Raw genomic sequence first — 15,193 nt, forward strand, 5'->3', positions numbered from 1 at the left:
CGGGGTAGGGGAACAAAGCGCCGCAGGCGAAAGCAACCCGCACCCCAACCCCACCGCCCCGCAGGGCTAAAGCTTCTCCACCGGCGCATACCGCAGAAGCAACCGCTTCGGCTTCTCCGAGCCGAAGTCGACCGTCGCCTCCGCGTTGTCGCCGCTGCCCTTGACGGCGACGACCGTGCCCAGGCCGAAGGAGTCGTGCGTGACGCGGTCGCCGACGGTGAGGGCCACGACCGGCTTCTCCTTCGCGCGGCGGGTCGCGAAGCCGCTCGGGCCCGCCTTCGCGCTGCCGCGCGAGGACGAGAAACCGGGCGTGAGCCCCGAGACCGCGCCCATCGACGCGGACGGCGTCGCGGGGCCCGTGCGGCGCCACTGGAGATACTGCTCGGGGATCTCCTCCAGGAACCGCGACGGCGGGTTGTACGAGGGCTGGCCCCAGGCGCTGCGCATGCTCGCCCGGGTCAGATACAGCCGCTCGCGCGCCCGGGTGATGCCCACGTAGGCGAGCCGCCGCTCCTCCTCCAGCTCCTTCGTCTGGCCGAGGGCGCGCATGTGCGGGAAGACGCCGTCCTCCAGACCGGTGAGGAAGACGACGGGGAACTCCAGGCCCTTTGCCGTGTGCAGGGTCATCAGCGTGATGACGCCGGTGCCCTCGGTGTCCTCGTCGGGGATCTGGTCGGAGTCCGCGACGAGCGCGACCTTCTCCAGGAACTCGGCCAGCGTGCCCTGGTCCTCCTCGCCCTCTCGCTCCTGCTCGAATTCCAGGGCGACGGCCGCCAGCTCCTGGAGGTTCTCGATGCGGGTCTCGTCCTGCGGGTCGGTGGACGCCTGGAGCTCGGCGAGATAGCCCGTGCGCTCCAGCACCGCCTCCAGCACGGTCGCGGGCCCGGCCCCCGACTCGACGACGGTGCGCAGCTCCTCCATCAGGACGTTGAAGCGGTTGACCGCGTTGGCCGAGCGCGCGGCCATGCCGTACGCCTCGTCCACGCGCCGCAGCGCCTGCGCGAAGCTGATCTTCTCGCGGAGGGACAGCGCGTCGATCATCGCCTCCGCGCGCTCGCCGATGCCGCGCTTGGGGACGTTGAGGATGCGCCGCAGCGGCACGGTGTCCTCGGGGTTGGCGAGCACCCGCAGATACGCGAGGACGTCGCGGACCTCCTTGCGCTCGTAGAACCGCACGCCGCCGACGACCTTGTAGGGCAGGCCGACGCGGATGAAGATCTCCTCGAAGACACGCGACTGGGCGTTGGTGCGGTAGAAGATCGCGACGTCGCCGGCCTTGGCGTCGCCGGCGTCCGTCAGCCGGTCGATCTCGTCGGCGACGAACTGCGCCTCGTCGTGCTCGGTGTCGGCCACATAGCCGGTGATGGACGCGCCCGCCCCGGCCTCGGTCCACAGGTTCTTCGGGCGGCGGTTCTGGTTCCGCTCGATCACGGCGTTGGCGGCGCTGAGGATCGTCTGCGTGGAGCGGTAGTTCTGCTCCAGCAGGATCGTGGTGGCGTCCGGATAGTCCTCCTCGAACTGGAGGATGTTGCGGATCGTGGCACCGCGGAAGGCATAGATCGACTGGTCGGCGTCACCGACGACGCACAGCTCGGCGACGCCGTCCTCGGGGGCGTTGTCCGGGGTGCCGACCAGCTCGCGCACCAGGGTGTACTGCGCGTGGTTGGTGTCCTGGTACTCGTCGACCAGCACGTGCCGGAAGCGGCGGCGGTAGTGGTCGGCCACGTCCGGGAAGGCCTGGAGCAGGTGGACCGTGGTCATGATGATGTCGTCGAAGTCCAGCGCGTTGGCCTCGCGCAGCCGCGACTGGTACATCGCGTACGCCTGGGCCAGCGTCTTCTCGAAACCTCCCCCAGACTCCGTCTGGGAGGTGCCCCCAGCCGCCTGCCCGGCGAAGGTCTCCTCGTCGATGAGCTCGTTCTTGAGGTTGGAGATCTTCGCGCTGAAGGACTTCGGCGGGAACTTCTTCGGGTCGAGGTCGAGATCCCGGCAGACGAGCGCCATCAGCCGCTTGGAGTCGGCCGCGTCGTAGATCGAGAAGGACGAGGTGAAGCCGAGCTTCTTGCTCTCGCGGCGCAGGATCCGCACGCACGCGCTGTGGAAGGTCATCACCCACATCGCGTGGGCGCGCGGGCCGACGAGCTCCTCGACGCGCTCCTTCATCTCGCCCGCGGCCTTGTTGGTGAAGGTGATCGCGAGGATCTGGCCGGGGTGGACGTGGCGGGCGCCCAGCAGGTGGGCGATGCGGTGGGTGAGCACGCGCGTCTTGCCGGACCCGGCGCCCGCGACGATCAGCAGCGGCGAGCCCGTGTGCACGACGGCGGCGCGCTGCTGGTCGTTCATCCCCTCCAGCAGCGCGGCGGGGTCGACGGCGGGCCGGGCCGCGCCGTCGCGGTAATACGCCTCCCGGGGCACGGGCGCGTCGAAAGCGCCCCCGAAGAGGTCGTGCGGCACCGGCTCGGGGGCCGCGTCCTCCGGGGGCGGCGGGGGCTCCTCGCCGCTGGGGCCGAGATCCGCCAGGAAGCTGTCGTCAAAGAGGCTGCTCATCGCCTCCCGAGTCTAGGCCGCCCCACTGACAGCCGGTCCCACTTCCCCGGGCACCCCGCGAATCGGCCATGATCCGTGCGGGGCCCGGGGTTCGGGGGGCTACGTCCAGAGCAGCGCGATGAAGATGTTGGCCACGGTCAGCGCGCCGACGGTGCCGAAGGCGGCGGCCTCGACCTTCTCGTCGTCCCGCTTCACATAGACCAGCCCGAGGATCACGATCAGGAACGCGAGCTTCACGCCGATCTTGAAGGTGTTCAGGGTGTAGCCCTCGGCCTGGTTCAGGCCGACCAGCGCCATGCCGGTGACCAGCATGGTCAGGGCCCCGTGCAGCATCGCCGGGACCATGCGCGCCTCGCCCTTGCCCATGGCCTTCATCTGGGTCATGAAGCCGCCGAGCAGGGCGGCGATGCCGATGATGTGGAGGCCCACGACGGCGTGAATCAGTACGTCCATGAGGCCGACCCTAGCCGGGGTCATAGCACCCCTCGACAGTGAGGTAGGGCTCAATCGTCACTTCGATCACGCACGGCATATATCCATCCGTACTGACGCGTTCCGCTCGATCAACGGCAGTCGCATCATGGCCGATTCACGCCAGTAGCGGTCATGTGCGTTCTCGGGCGTGACCCCTCGGTTTAGCGTCCTGCCCCAGACAGCGGCGGTCCGCGTTCTCTCCCTCCCCGCGGGCCGCCGCCGTCTGCGCCGCAGGGCCGGACGAGGCCGTACGGCAGGACCGGGACAAGCCAGCACCACCAGCGCGAACCGCACCACCAGCACCATCAGCCGGTGTGGAAGAAGGAAGTGACGGCCGACGTGGCATCGCACCGAAAGCCCAAGCAGCACCCGCTCGCCAGCAGCACCGTGCGGACCGCGGCCACCCTGGCCCTGGCGGGCGCGGCCACCGCCACCGTCCTCGACGGCACCGGCCAGGCCGCGCCCCGCCCGACCACCGCCCAGCTGCGGGAGCAGGTCGACCGCTTCTACCAGCAGGCCGAGGTCGCCACCGAGCGCTACAACGGGGCGAAGGAGAAGGCCCGCGCCGCGGAGACCGCCCTCGGCGGCCTCCAGGACGAGGCCGCCCGCAAGACCCAGAAGCTCAACGCCGCCCGCGACGCGCTGGGGTCCGTGGCCACCGCGCAGTACCGCGACGGCAGCATCCCCACGAGCGTGCAGCTCCTGCTGTCCTCCACGCCCGGCCAGTATCTGGACCGGGCCTCCCTCGCCGACCAGGCGGGCAGCCGCGAGGCCGTCGCCGTCGACCGCTTCCGGCACGAGCTGCGGGACGTCCAGCAGGTGCGGACCACCGCCGACCGCCGGCTCGCCGAGCTCAAGCGCCAGCAGTCCTCGCTCGCCCGCGACAAGCAGACCATCGAGGCGAAGCTGAACGACGCCCGGCAGCTGCTCGACCAGATGCCCGCCCCGGACCGTACGGCCGTCGAGCAGGGCGACATCACCTCCGCCCCGGCGCCCGACGTGGCGGCCGTCGTGCCCACGGCGGCCCGCACGGTCCACGCCGTCACCCAGGACGGCGGCGCCCAGGCCCCCACCGAGCGCGCGGCCAAGGCCGTGGCCTTCGCGTACGCCGCGCTCGGCAAGCCGTACGTCTGGGGCGCCACCGGCCCGTCGGCGTACGACTGCTCCGGCCTGACGCAGGCCGCCTGGCAGGCGGCCGGGGTGTCCCTGCCGCGCACGACCTACACCCAGATCAACGCCGGGCGGCGCATCGCGCGCAGCCAGCTGGAGCCCGGGGATCTGGTGTTCTTCTACTCCGGTGTCAGCCACGTCGGCATCTACGTGGGCGGCGGCCAGATGATCCACGCCCCGCATCCGGGGGCGCCGGTGCGGGTGGCTCCGGTCTCCGAAATGCCGTTCGCCGGGGCGGCGCGGCCGGCTTGAGGGTGCGGCTTGTTTGTAACGGGGGGCTACGCCCCCAGACGCCCGGACCGCGCTCCGCGCGGTGTCCTCAAACGCCGGACGGGCTGAATTCGCTGGTTACAGTCCGCACATTCCAGCCCGTCCGGCGTTTGAGGACGCTCCCCCAGACTTCGTCCGGGGGGACCCCCAGCAGGGCGCTCTCCGCCGCAGGCGGCAACGGACCCGCACATCGGGGTCTGAGGCAGCGCCCCAGTTTCGGGAAGGGGCGGGGCTGGGGAACAAAGCCCCGGCACCCGCCTACTGAACCCGCTTCGTAAGCCACCGGAAGACATCCGGCACCTGCCGCTCCCACACCGCCGTGCCGTGGCCGCCCGCCCCCGCCGGCACCTTCACCACGTCCACCGTCGTCGGCGCCTTGGCCGCCTGCTTGAGGGCCATGCCCGCCTGGTAGCCGTCGTCCTCCGCGCCGGAGACGAAGAGGGCCACCCGGGGCGGCGTCTTCGCCCGCTGGAGCATCTTCCAGGGGTTGTTCTCGTCGCGCAGCTCGGGCGTCTTGGCGGTCAGGGAGGCCGGTTCGCCGGCGGGGTCGTTGTAGCCGGACAGGCTGACGCCCGCGCGGTAGCGGTCGGGGTGGGCGACGGCCAGCTTCGCGGCGCAGTGCGCGCCCGCCGAGTAGCCCGCGACGGCCCAGCCGTCCGGCTTCTCCTCCGCGCGGAAGTTGTCGACGACCATCTTGCGGACGTCGACGCTCAGCCAGGTGTCGGCGTTGACCTTGCCGGGGATGTTGGCGCAGCCGGAGTCCACGTCACCGAGCAGGGTCGTGCGCGGGGCCACGATGATGAAGGGCGCGACCTCACCCTTCTCCATCATCGGCTTGAGCTGTGTGTTGACCTCCAGCGAGCCGAACCACGCCTTCGCCGACCCGGGGAAGCCGGGCAGCACCTCGACGACGGGGAACTTCTTGTCCTTGTAGGCGGGGTCGTCGTACTGCGGCGGCAGCCAGACGTAGACCTCGCCCTCGACGCCCGATATGTGCCCCTTGAGCTCGGTCTGCCGCACGCCGGCGCCCATGCGCTTGTCCGAGACGGGCGTGAACTTCTGGAGCACCTTCGGCTCGTCCTGCACGGCCTTGCCGCCGGTGCCGTCGGGGCCGAGGTCGGCCGCGGCCCGGACGTGGTTGCCGGTGCCGAGGAGGTCGGCCCAGTTGTCGAAGAGCCCGTTCTCGTTGTTGACGATCACGAACACCAGCGTGATCGCGGTCGCCTGCGCGAACAGCAGCATGAGGAAGCGGGTGACGTGGCGTACGGCCTTGGGCCCGCCGATCCGGCCCCACAGGGTCAGCGGCAGGGCGAGTGCCAGCACGACCAGCACGATCGTGGTGAGGAGGAAGGGCGTCCCCGTCAGGCTCATCGGGCTCTCGTTTCGGATCGGAGGGCCCGGTTCGGGCCCCGGCCCTACGGGAGTGAGAGCCTCTCGCCCGTTCTAGATGGCCTGGGGGCCGCGCAGGTTCCCGCCCGCCCGGCCGCCGGGCGCGGCGGACGGGCGGGCGGCCGTCTCAGACCAGCCTGCGGGCGGTGGCCCAGCGGGTCAGCTCGTGGCGGTTGGACAGCTGGAGCTTGCGCAGCACCGCCGACACATGGGACTCCACCGTCTTCACCGAGATGAAGAGCTGCTTGGCGATCTCCTTGTAGGCGTAACCGCGCGCGATCAGGCGCAGCACCTCGCGCTCGCGCTGGGTGAGGCGGTCCATGTCCTCGTCGACCGGCGGGGCGTCGGTGGAGGCGAAGGCGTCGAGGACGAAGCCCGCGAGCCGCGGGGAGAAGACCGCGTCGCCGTCCTTGACCCGGAAGACGGCGTCGACCAGGTCCGTGCCGGTGATGGTCTTGGTGACGTAGCCGCGCGCGCCGCCGCGGATGACGCCGATGACGTCCTCGGCGGCGTCCGAGACGGACAGCGCGAGGAAGCGCACCGGGCGCTCCGGGTCGGCCATCAGCGGGGCGCTGCGGCGCAGTACCTCGACGCCGCCGCCGCCCGGGAGGTGGACGTCCAGGAGGACGACCTCGGGGCGGGTCGCGGTGATGACCGTGATCGCCTGGTCGACGTCGGCGGCCTCCCCGACCACCTCGACGCCCGTGCGGTCGGTGGCCCCGATCTCCGCCTGCACGCCGGTGCGGAACATCCGGTGGTCGTCCACGAGCACCACCCGCACATGGCGCTCCGCCGTCTCTTCGGTCGTCATGACGCCCTCTCCATTTCCAGCTCCACTTCGGTTCCCCCGCCGGGCACGGACCGCAGTCTCGCCGTGCCGCCGTTGCGCTGCATCCTGCCGATGATGGACTCGCGGACGCCCATCCGGTCGTCCGGCACCGCGTCCACGTCGAAGCCCGGGCCGCGGTCGCGCACGGAGACGAAGACCGTACGCCCCTCGACCTCGGCGTAGACCTGGACGGCGCCGCCGTCGCCACCGTACTTGGCGGCGTTGACCATGGCTTCACGGGCGGCCTGCATCTGCGCGGCCAGCCGCTCGTCCAGCGGGCAGTCGCCGACCACGACGACCTCGATCGGGACGCCGTGGTGGTCCTCGACCTCGGCGGCGGCGGCCTTGACCGCGTCGGCGAGGGTGGTGGGCTCCTCCGCCTCGTCCTTGCCGCGGCCCTCGGGGCGGTAGAGCCAGGCGCGCAGCTCGCGCTCCTGCGCCCGCGCGAGGCGGGCGACCTCGCGGGGGTCCTCGGCGTTGCGCTGGATCAGGGTGAGGGTGTGCAGGACGGAGTCGTGGACGTGGGCGGCGACCTCGGCCCGCTCCTGGGCGCGAATGCGCATGGTGCGCTCGGCGGAGAGGTCCTGGGTCATCCGTACGACCGAGGGTCCGGCCAGCAGCGCTATGCCGACCAGGACGGCCAGCGACGCCTGGAGGACCGTGCCCAGGTGCTCGGCCGAGCCCTGGAGCACGACGATGCCGGTGACACCGACGCCCGCGAGCACGACGCCGGCCGCGCCGCGCGCGAGCGGCAGGACGCGCTTGCGGCGGCTGACCTCCATCCAGTGCGCGCGCCGGGCGTTGTCGGCCTGCCGCCATACGAGGGCGACGCCCGCGCCGACCAGCAGCATCGGCCAGATGTAGGCGTTGGCGCGGCCGAGGTGGAGGTTGTCGACGAAGATCGCGGCGCCGATGACGAGCGCGAGCAGCGCGAAGACCTGCCCGCGGTCGGGCTTGCGGGCGAAGAGGCGCCGCGGGCCGCCGGGATAGGTCTCCACGGGCGCGGGGCGGGGCGCGTCGACCCCGCCGACGCCGAGCGGGACGACGAACCAGAAGACGGCGTAGAGCACCGCGCCCATGCCCTGGGCGAGCAGTAGCGCCAGGAAGACGATGCGCACCCACGAGACCGGCACCCCGAGGTGTCCGGCGAGGCCGCGCGCCACGCCGCCCAGCATCCGCCCCTCAGCGCTGCGGTAGAGCTTGCGCAGGGGGCGGTCGTCGGCGGTATGGGGGGTGGCGGTGGTCATGGTCCGATCGTCACACGGGGAAGCGGGCGGGAGCATCAGGGTCGACCCTGACAAGACCCGGGGTCGGGCTACCGCTTGGGGCGGAAGCCCTCGCTCACCACGTCGAACACGGGCCGGTAGCGGTCCCAGTCGGCGGACGGGGCCGAGAGGTAGATCGCGTACTCGTTGCCGCCCTCCCGCCCGAAGCCGAGGTCGATCGCGCGGTACTCGCGCGCCCGGCCCTGGAAGGTGAACTCCCAGACCGCCGCGGGCTCCCCCCGGAAGGACGTCTCCTGCATGCGTCCCCGTTTGTAGCCGTTGAGCTCGGTCTTGAGCTGGCCCTCGACGTCCTTCCAGTGCTGGAGGTGGTCGGGTCCGGCGAAGTCCAGCACGTTGATCTTGAGGCCGACGCGGGTGGTGCGGTCGAGGTAGTCGACCTCCACCGCCGACTTCTCCTGCCGGGTCCAGCCGTCGGGCACGGGGAAGGACACGCCGAGCTTCTTCTCCTCCACCAGGTGGTAGCCCGCCGGCACCGGCGGCGGTGAGAACGACGAGGCGGACGGGGAGGGTTTCGGCGTCGTCGGCCGGGGCCCGCCGGACGCGGCCTCCTTGCCGGGCTCGTCGCGGGCCACGGTGTCCTCGGGGGTTCCGCCGTCCTGGAGGTAGACGTACGCGCCGCCCGCGATCCCCGCGAGGGCGACCACGGCCACCGCGCTCCACAGCAGCGCACGCCCCTTGCGGGCCTTGCCGCCGGAGGACGCGGGCGGTCCGGTGGAAGCGGGCGCTCCGGCGGCAGCCGGCTCCGTCCTCACCTCGGTCGCCGCCTCGCTCGCGGCGCGTACACCATCCGCACGGGGCCCGGCCTGCGTACGCGCCGTGCCGTCCGTGCGGGGCCCCGTCTGCGTACGTGCCGTGCCGTCCGTACGCACGCCGGGCGCGGTGGCGTCCTCGGGCGGCGGCTCCTCCTGGCGGGCGGGCGGAACCACCGGCTCCGAGACGGCCGGGTGGGTCGCGGTCTCCGACTCCGCGGCCGGCTCCCGCAGGATCTGCTCGGCCAGCTCGGCCGGGGGCCGCAGCGCCGGGTCCTTGGCCAGCAGCGTCTCGACGAGCCTGGTGAGCGGTCCCGCGTTGCGCGGCGGCGGCAGCGGGTCCATGGCGATCGCGTAGGCCGTCTCGACCGCGGTGTCCTTGCGGAACGGCGGCCGGCCCTCCAGCGCCTGGTAGAGCGTGGCGCCCAGCGCCCACAGGTCGGAGGCCGGGCCGGGCTTGGCGCCCTTGACCCGCTCGGGGGCGATGTAGTCGATGGAGCCGACCATCTCGCCGGTCTTGGTCAGCGTCGAGGTGCCGGCGGACTGCGCGATGCCGAAGTCGGTGAGCACGACCCGCCCGCCCTCGCCGAGCAGGACGTTGCCGGGCTTGACGTCGCGGTGCAGCACCCCGGCGGCGTGGGCGGCGCGCAGGGCGGCGATCATGCCGCGGCCGATCCGGGCGGCCTCGTCGGGGGTGATCGTGCCGCTCTTGAGGACGTCGCCGAGCGTCGTCGACGGCACGTACTCCATGACGATGCAGGGCAGGCCCCGGTCCTCGACCACGTCGTGGACGACGACCACGTTGGGATGGTTGATCCGGGCGGCACTGCGGGCCTCGCGCCGGGTGCGCTCGTAGAGCGTGGCGAGCTCGTCCTCGTCCAGATAGTGCGCTACGTGCAGCTGCTTGAGGGCGACCTGGCGGTCCAGCAGCGAGTCCTCGGCGCGCCAGACGGTGCCCATGCCGCCCCGGCCTATCCGCTCGAGCAGCCGGTACCGGCCGGCGACCAGCCGTCCCCGGTCCGCCCCCGGCCCGGCCGCCGCGGACCCGGACGCTGACTCAGACACCGTGCACCCCTCCGCTTCCCCCATACGCGTTCGATGCGCCACGATATCCGGCGCGGTCTCAGGGGTGATCTCAGGGAACGGCCAGGGTTGAGAGGTGTGCCGAAAGCGCGTTCCGGTTGACACCATGTTCTGTATGACCGACACACCCACCACCGAGGACGCGCAGCAGGGCGGCGCGGTTCACGGCTCCCCGCCGGAAATCCGGCCACCGCTGCGGCGCAGCCGTGAGCACAAGGTGGTCGCCGGCGTGTGCGGCGGCCTCGGCCGCTGCTTCGACCTCGACCCCGTGATCTTCCGGGTGGTGCTGGGCGTGCTCGCGGTCACCGGCGGCCTCGGCCTGATCGTCTACGGCTTCGCGTGGCTGCTCATCCCGCTGGAGGGCGAGGAGGAGAACGAGGGCAAGCGGCTGCTGTCGGGGCGCGTCGAGGGCCCGGCCCTGACCGCCGTGCTGTGCGCCCTGGTGGGCTGCGGCCTCTTCCTGTCCATGCTCAACAACAGCGCGGTGATGTCCTTCGCGCTGATGCTGACCGTCGCCCTGGCCGGCGCGGCCTACTGGTCGAGCCACCGCCACCGCCCGGAGACCCCCGAGGAGGCGGCCGCCAGCGCGCAGAAGCCGTCGAAGCCGCCGAAGACCGTGGAGGCTCCCCCGGAGACGAAGGCGCCGCCCGCCCCGGGCACGCCGTCCTGGTGGCGCGACCCGATCGTCAAGGACGGCACCACGGGCCCCATGGGCACGCGGACCGGCTATCTGTGGGGCCCGGACGACGGCCCGTACGACAAGGAGACCGCCGAGCGCACCCGCTCCCGCCCGGTCCGCCGCCCCCACCCGCTCGGCGGCTGGATCTTCCTGCTGGCCCTCCTCCTCTTCGCCCTCGGCACCGGCCTGACCTGGCACCACCAGCCGCTGGGCACCAGCCTGGAGACCGGCCTGGCGCTCGCCCTCGGGGCCTACGGCCTCGGCATCGCGATCAGCTCGCTGTACGGCCGCACGGGCGGCGGCACGGTCGTCATGGCCGTGCTGACGGCGGTGCTGCTGTGCGGGGCGGCCGCGCTGCCCAAGTCGGTCACCTCCGACTGGACGCGGTCCACCTGGCACCCCGAGAGCGCGGCCTCCGTGCGGGACACCTACCGGCTGGGCAGCGGTGTGGGCGTGCTCGACCTGACCGGCCTCCAGTGGCCGAAGGACACCCCGGTCCGCACGGCCGCCGAGGTCGGCGCGGGACAGATCAGGCTGGTGGTCCCGGAGGACGTGACGACGAAGCTGACCGTCGACGTGGGCGTCGGCGACGTCCGGATGCCCGGCGAGGGCCGCGACAATGTCGACATCAGGCCGAACCAGAAGCAGCACCTGACATTGGAGCCCCGCGTCGGACAGACCTCGCGCGGCACCTTGGAGATCCGGTTGAAGGTCGGCATCGGCCAGGTGGAGGTGGACCGTGCGACGGCATGAATTCGAGCCGGGCAAGGTCGTCGTCGGACTGGTGCTGCTGGGCGGCTGCTTCGCCTATCTCTCCTTGGCGCACGGCTCGTGGCACTTCCCCTCCTACGCCCTGCTGCCCGCCCTGGGCATCGGCTTCAGCGTGGCCGGCCTCGTCTCCTCCCTCGCCTTCGCGGTGCGCCGCCACCGGGCCCGCGGCGGCGACGCTCCCGACCCCCTGGACCGCTCCCCGCGCTGACCCCACCCCACGCGAGGAACTGACGCCCCGTCAACTGAAGAGCCTCCCCCGCCGCGCGTGGTCCCGGCGGCCCCGGGCCCCTATGGCGTCCAGCGACAGATACGGCGCGCCCGCGAGCACCAGGGGCAGCCAGGCCATCAGATAGGCGAGGTCGTTGCCGTAGTAATACGGCGTGGACGACCAGCTCACCGTCAGCCACAGGCTCAGCGAGATCAGGGCGCCGCCCGCCGCCGCAACCCGGGCGAGCAGGCCGAGGAGGGTGCCTATGCCCACCGCCAGCTCGCCCAGGGCTATCGCGTAACCGAAGCCGACCGGGCTCTTCAGCGCGAGGTCGACCAGGGCCGGGACCGCGCTCGAATCCCGCACCGAGTGCAGCAGTTCACCGAGGGAGCCCGGCCCGCTGCTCGCGAGGAAGGCGGAGTCGGTGAGCTTGTCGAGTCCCGCGTAGATGAAGGTGACGCCGAGGAAGATCCTCAGCGGCAGCAGGGCATACCGCGAGAGCGTGGAGCGCCGCCGCTCGCCGGCACCGCCCACCGCCTCCCCGCGACCCAGGAATGACATACCGTCCGCCGCCTCTCCGTCTCTGTCGTCATCCGACCATACGTACGGGAGGCGGTGCGTGTTCAGCCCTGTGGACAACCTACCTGTGGACAACGCATCGGCGTCACCCGAAGGGCTGGCGGATTTCTCAGCCCGCGCGGACGCCCAGCGCGCTGCCGTCCAGCCACTCCTGCCAGCTGAGGTTCCAGTCGCCGTAGCCGTTGCCGAAGCGGTCCATCGGCTTCGGCTTGGAACTGCCGGTGACCTGCACGACGTCGCCCTTGAGGCTCAGCCCGTACAGCCACTTGGCGTCCGCGGTCGACATGCCGATACAGCCGTGGCTGACGTTCTCCTTGCCGAAGGACTCGGCGTTGTCCGGGGCCGCGTGCACGTACTCGCCACTGATCGTCTCGCGCATGCTGAAGTCGTACGACCCGTAGAACCCGTCGGGATGGCTGCGCGGGATGCCGATGGACAGCGAGTCCATGACGACCCGGCCCTCCTTGGCGAGGATGGTCTTGATGCCGTCGCGGGTCTGGAAGTTCTTCGACTCGTCGCCGCCGCTGATGGGGATGGTCCGCAGCGTCTCGCCGTTGCGGACGACCGTCATCTTGTGGGCCTTGAGGTCCACGGTGTTGATCATCGAGTCGCCGACGGTGAAGGAGACCGTGCGGTCGCCGCCGCCCGCGGCCGTGCCTTCGGCGAGCTTGACGCCCGCCAGGCGGGCGTCGAGCGTGACCTTGGTCCCGGCCGGCCAGTATTTCTCGGGACGGAAGTGGACGCGGGTGTCACCCTTGGTCTCGTTCCAGTGCCAGGCACCGGGGACCTTCGGCGAGGTGGAGACCTTCAGCCGGCCCTCGATGCCCGCGCGCAGTTCCTTGGCGATCTTCTGCTGCTTGAAGACCAGCGCGATGGGCTGGCCCACGCCGACCTTCTCGCCGTTGGCCGGGGCTATCTCCGGGCGTACGACCTTCGCCGCGTTGGTCAGCAGCTGGGCGGCCGGGGCCGGCCTCTCCGTGACGGGCGTGGCGGAAGGGGACGGCGAGGCCGGTGCCTGCGAGGAGGACTTCGCGGCGGGCCGCTCCTCGGCCTCGGCGCCGCTGCCGCAGCCGGTGACGGCCAGCCCGGCCAGGGCCAGGGCGGCGGACAGCCCGACGGAACGGGAGAGGCGCATGGTTCTCCAACCGGTTCATTGCTTCCAGGCACGGCGGAGCCGAGGCGGCAAAGCCCCGGCTCCCGACCATCGTAAGCAGGGCGAATGCCCCGAAAAGGCGCCCGGAAGGACGAGCGACCCCCACCTGTCGGCGGGGGTCCGGCCACTGGCCACCGGCATCGACGCGGGCCGGCGGCCGGCGGGCTCAGCTCAGCAGCTCGGGCTCGCTGCGCGTGATCTGCTCGTAGAGCGGCTGGTAGTTGATCCACGCGGCCAGGTCGTTGCCCAGCCTCTCCCGGGTCTCCTCGGCGTGCGCGGCGTCGATGTGCACCGGCTTCCCGGCGGCCTTGGCCAGGAGCTGCACCTGACACGAGCGCTCCATGGTGATGAACCACCAGGCCGCCGCGTCCACGGAGTCCCCGACCGTGAGCAGCCCGTGGTTCCGCAGGATCACGGCCTTGTGCGACCCCAGGGCGGTCGCGATGCGGCGGCCCTCCTCCAGGTCCACGACGACGCCCGTGTAGTCGTCGAACAGCGCGTGGTCCTGGTAGAAGGGGCAGACGTCCTGCGTGATCGGCTCCAGCAGCTCCCCGAGGGCGGCCAGCGCCCGTCCGTACGTGGAGTGGCTGTGCGCGGCGGCCACGACGTCCGGGCGGGCCCGGTGGATCTGCGAATGGATCGCGAACGCGGCCTCGTTGACGTGGTGGCGCCCCTCCACGACCTGCCCGTCGTGGTTGACCATGATCAGATCGCTGACGGTGATGTGCTTGAAGGACATCCCGAAGGGGTTCACCCAGAAGCAGTCCGTGAACTCCGGGTCCCGCGCGGTGATGTGCCCCGCGACGCCCTCCTCGAAGCCGAACCGTCCGAAGATCCGCAGCGCGGCGGCCAGCCGCTCCTTGCGGTGCTGCCGCTCGTCCTCGACGCTCTCGTGCTTCGGCGGCAGCGCGAACCGGAGCTGATCCGCGGGTACGGGCTCGGGCCTTGGCGACATGAGCTTCTCCTTACGATGCGCGCGGTTCCGTACGCCTCGGAAGCTACCTCCGGGTAAGCCAGGGGAACAGGGTCACGACACCACGGGATCACACGCCCGCCGTGTGCTCCAGGATCGCTCCGGCGAGCGGCGCGAGGCACTCGCGCGGCAGCGCGTGCCCCATGCCCGGCATCCGCACCAGCCGGGCGGCGCCGATGACCTGCTGGAGGTGGCTCGGGTGCGGCGGCGGGAAGACGGGCTCGGCCGGGGCCTCCACGACGAGCGTGGGGACAGTGTTGCGCGCCAGCTCCTCCGTGCGCAGCATGCCGGAGTGGTCGGCGCGCCCGTGGGCGGTGGAGACGTCGTAGCGGCCCGCGTGCTCGATGATCCGGCGCTCGCGCTCACGCATCTCGTCGGCGTGGAAGGGGAGTTCGGTGCCGCTGAGCATCCGCCAGTGCTCCACGCGCCGGTCGAGCTCGGCCTCCAGGCCGTGGTCCTCGACGGGCCGCGCCCACATCTCCAGCACGCGGGGGTCGATGCCCGGCAGGTCGGCGACGGCGGTCTCCGTGCCGTCGGCAGCGGTCAGCGACTTCTCGCTGAGCGCGCAGGTGCTGAAGACGGTGGCGCTGAGAATGCGCTCCGGATGGTCGGCCAGTAGCAACTGGGCCAGCATGCCGCCGAGTGACATCCCGACGATGTGGGCGCGTTCGACGCCGTACGCGTCCAGGACGGCGAGCGCGTCGTCGGCGAGGTCGGTGATGCGGTAGGGGTCCGTGTCGTACGACCAGGTCGAGCGCCCGGCGTCGCGGTGGTCGTAGCGGATCACCCGGTGCCGCGCCGCCAGCGCGTCGACCAGTTCCTCGGGCCAGCCGAGGCCGGACGCCTGCGCGCCCATGATCAGCAGCAGCGGGGGCGCGTCGGCGGCACCGCGCTCCTCGCTCCACAGCCGCACACCGGGGGAGATGTCGAGGGTTCGCTGCATGGCGGTCCTACCTTTCAGGTGTGGGTCTGACTCTGGTCATTCGTAAGATCGGAGGGCCCAGGGGCTCTGGGTATGGCTGGCATGGCGGAG

13 protein-coding genes are annotated in these 15,193 nt (G+C 71.9%); 3 read left to right on the top strand and 10 right to left on the bottom strand.

The genetic code is table 11. The annotated features are described in order from the left end of the window. Positions 1–66: 66 nt before the first annotated feature. Together pcrA and ACFY1P_RS33630 are read right to left on the bottom strand one after the other, a co-directional pair. Positions 67–2,547, bottom strand: coding sequence for a DNA helicase PcrA (gene pcrA, locus ACFY1P_RS33625; RefSeq protein ID WP_361533288.1), 2,481 nt, complete (start codon positions 2,545–2,547; stop codon positions 67–69). Between the two features lie 99 nt (positions 2,548–2,646). After that, positions 2,647–3,000, bottom strand: a complete 354-nt coding sequence (locus ACFY1P_RS33630) for a hypothetical protein (RefSeq protein ID WP_361533285.1) — start codon at positions 2,998–3,000, stop codon at positions 2,647–2,649. Positions 3,001–3,360: 360 nt separating this feature from the next. On the opposite strand from ACFY1P_RS33630, the gene ACFY1P_RS33635 reads away from it, so the two are divergent. Beyond that, positions 3,361–4,443: a C40 family peptidase gene (locus tag ACFY1P_RS33635; RefSeq protein ID WP_361533282.1), complete on the top strand. Its 1,083-nt coding sequence runs from the start codon at positions 3,361–3,363 to the stop codon at positions 4,441–4,443. Between the two features lie 276 nt (positions 4,444–4,719). Here ACFY1P_RS33635 and ACFY1P_RS33640 read toward each other — a convergent pair whose 3' ends face one another. The 4 genes from ACFY1P_RS33640 to ACFY1P_RS33655 all read right to left on the bottom strand — a co-directional run bounded on the left by ACFY1P_RS33640 (position 4,720) and on the right by ACFY1P_RS33655 (position 9,674). Then, entirely contained in the window at positions 4,720–5,832 is a 1,113-nt protein-coding gene (locus tag ACFY1P_RS33640) for an alpha/beta hydrolase-fold protein (protein WP_361529913.1), read from the bottom strand. 145 nt (positions 5,833–5,977) lie between these two features. Continuing rightward, positions 5,978–6,661 (bottom strand): response regulator transcription factor, encoded by a 684-nt coding sequence (locus ACFY1P_RS33645; RefSeq protein ID WP_361529910.1) that lies wholly within the window; start codon positions 6,659–6,661, stop codon positions 5,978–5,980. Next, positions 6,658–7,926 (bottom strand): PspC domain-containing protein, encoded by a 1,269-nt coding sequence (locus tag ACFY1P_RS33650; RefSeq protein ID WP_361529907.1) that lies wholly within the window; start codon positions 7,924–7,926, stop codon positions 6,658–6,660. Before ACFY1P_RS33650 ends, ACFY1P_RS33645 begins: the two co-directional genes overlap by 4 nt. A gap of 68 nt (positions 7,927–7,994) precedes the next feature. Beyond that, a complete protein-coding gene (locus tag ACFY1P_RS33655) occupies positions 7,995–9,674 on the bottom strand; it encodes a protein kinase (RefSeq protein WP_390752798.1) in 1,680 nt (559 codons plus the stop codon). A gap of 238 nt (positions 9,675–9,912) precedes the next feature. Here ACFY1P_RS33655 and ACFY1P_RS33660 point away from each other — a divergent pair, with 238 nt between their 5' ends. Next, a complete protein-coding gene (locus ACFY1P_RS33660) occupies positions 9,913–11,229 on the top strand; it encodes a PspC domain-containing protein (RefSeq protein ID WP_390752794.1) in 1,317 nt (438 codons plus the stop codon). Next, positions 11,216–11,455 carry a hypothetical protein gene (locus ACFY1P_RS33665; protein ID WP_361529898.1) on the top strand — a complete coding sequence of 80 codons (240 nt, stop codon included), beginning with the start codon at positions 11,216–11,218 and terminating at the stop codon, positions 11,453–11,455. Before ACFY1P_RS33660 ends, ACFY1P_RS33665 begins: the two co-directional genes overlap by 14 nt. Positions 11,456–11,485: 30 nt before the next feature. On the opposite strand, the gene ACFY1P_RS33670 is transcribed toward ACFY1P_RS33665, so the two are convergent. From ACFY1P_RS33670 to ACFY1P_RS33685, 4 genes are all read right to left on the bottom strand, one after another. Further along, complete coding sequence (locus ACFY1P_RS33670; RefSeq protein ID WP_390752795.1) at positions 11,486–12,016, bottom strand: DoxX family protein; 531 nt, start codon at positions 12,014–12,016, stop codon at positions 11,486–11,488. Between the two features lie 127 nt (positions 12,017–12,143). Continuing rightward, positions 12,144–13,169: a L,D-transpeptidase gene (locus tag ACFY1P_RS33675; protein WP_361529892.1), complete on the bottom strand. Its 1,026-nt coding sequence runs from the start codon at positions 13,167–13,169 to the stop codon at positions 12,144–12,146. A gap of 184 nt (positions 13,170–13,353) precedes the next feature. Continuing rightward, positions 13,354–14,142, bottom strand: a complete 789-nt coding sequence (locus ACFY1P_RS33680; RefSeq protein ID WP_390752796.1) for a class II aldolase/adducin family protein — start codon at positions 14,140–14,142, stop codon at positions 13,354–13,356. Positions 14,143–14,230: 88 nt separating this feature from the next. Beyond that, positions 14,231–15,103, bottom strand: a complete 873-nt coding sequence (locus ACFY1P_RS33685; RefSeq protein ID WP_361529887.1) for an alpha/beta hydrolase — start codon at positions 15,101–15,103, stop codon at positions 14,231–14,233. Positions 15,104–15,193: the final 90 nt, after the last annotated feature.

The organism is Streptomyces sp. NPDC001407 (assembly GCF_042895325.1).
In the GTDB taxonomy this organism is placed as follows: domain Bacteria; phylum Actinomycetota; class Actinomycetes; order Streptomycetales; family Streptomycetaceae; genus Streptomyces.

Bases quoted from the DNA above. Each gene is read 5' to 3' on its own strand.
- pcrA (WP_361533288.1), bottom strand. From the start codon at position 2,547: ATGAGCAGCCTCTTTGACGACAGCTTCCTGGCGGATCTCGGCCCCAGC.
- ACFY1P_RS33630 (WP_361533285.1), bottom strand. From the start codon at position 3,000: ATGGACGTACTGATTCACGCCGTCGTGGGCCTCCACATCATCGGCATC.
- ACFY1P_RS33640 (WP_361529913.1), bottom strand. From the start codon at position 5,832: ATGAGCCTGACGGGGACGCCCTTCCTCCTCACCACGATCGTGCTGGTC.
- ACFY1P_RS33645 (WP_361529910.1), bottom strand. From the start codon at position 6,661: ATGACGACCGAAGAGACGGCGGAGCGCCATGTGCGGGTGGTGCTCGTG.
- ACFY1P_RS33650 (WP_361529907.1), bottom strand. From the start codon at position 7,926: ATGACCACCGCCACCCCCCATACCGCCGACGACCGCCCCCTGCGCAAG.
- ACFY1P_RS33655 (WP_390752798.1), bottom strand. From the start codon at position 9,674: ATGGGCACCGTCTGGCGCGCCGAGGACTCGCTGCTGGACCGCCAGGTC.
- ACFY1P_RS33660 (WP_390752794.1), top strand. From the start codon at position 9,913: ATGACCGACACACCCACCACCGAGGACGCGCAGCAGGGCGGCGCGGTT.
- ACFY1P_RS33670 (WP_390752795.1), bottom strand. From the start codon at position 12,016: ATGTCATTCCTGGGTCGCGGGGAGGCGGTGGGCGGTGCCGGCGAGCGG.
- ACFY1P_RS33675 (WP_361529892.1), bottom strand. From the start codon at position 13,169: ATGCGCCTCTCCCGTTCCGTCGGGCTGTCCGCCGCCCTGGCCCTGGCC.
- ACFY1P_RS33680 (WP_390752796.1), bottom strand. From the start codon at position 14,142: ATGTCGCCAAGGCCCGAGCCCGTACCCGCGGATCAGCTCCGGTTCGCG.
- ACFY1P_RS33685 (WP_361529887.1), bottom strand. From the start codon at position 15,103: ATGCAGCGAACCCTCGACATCTCCCCCGGTGTGCGGCTGTGGAGCGAG.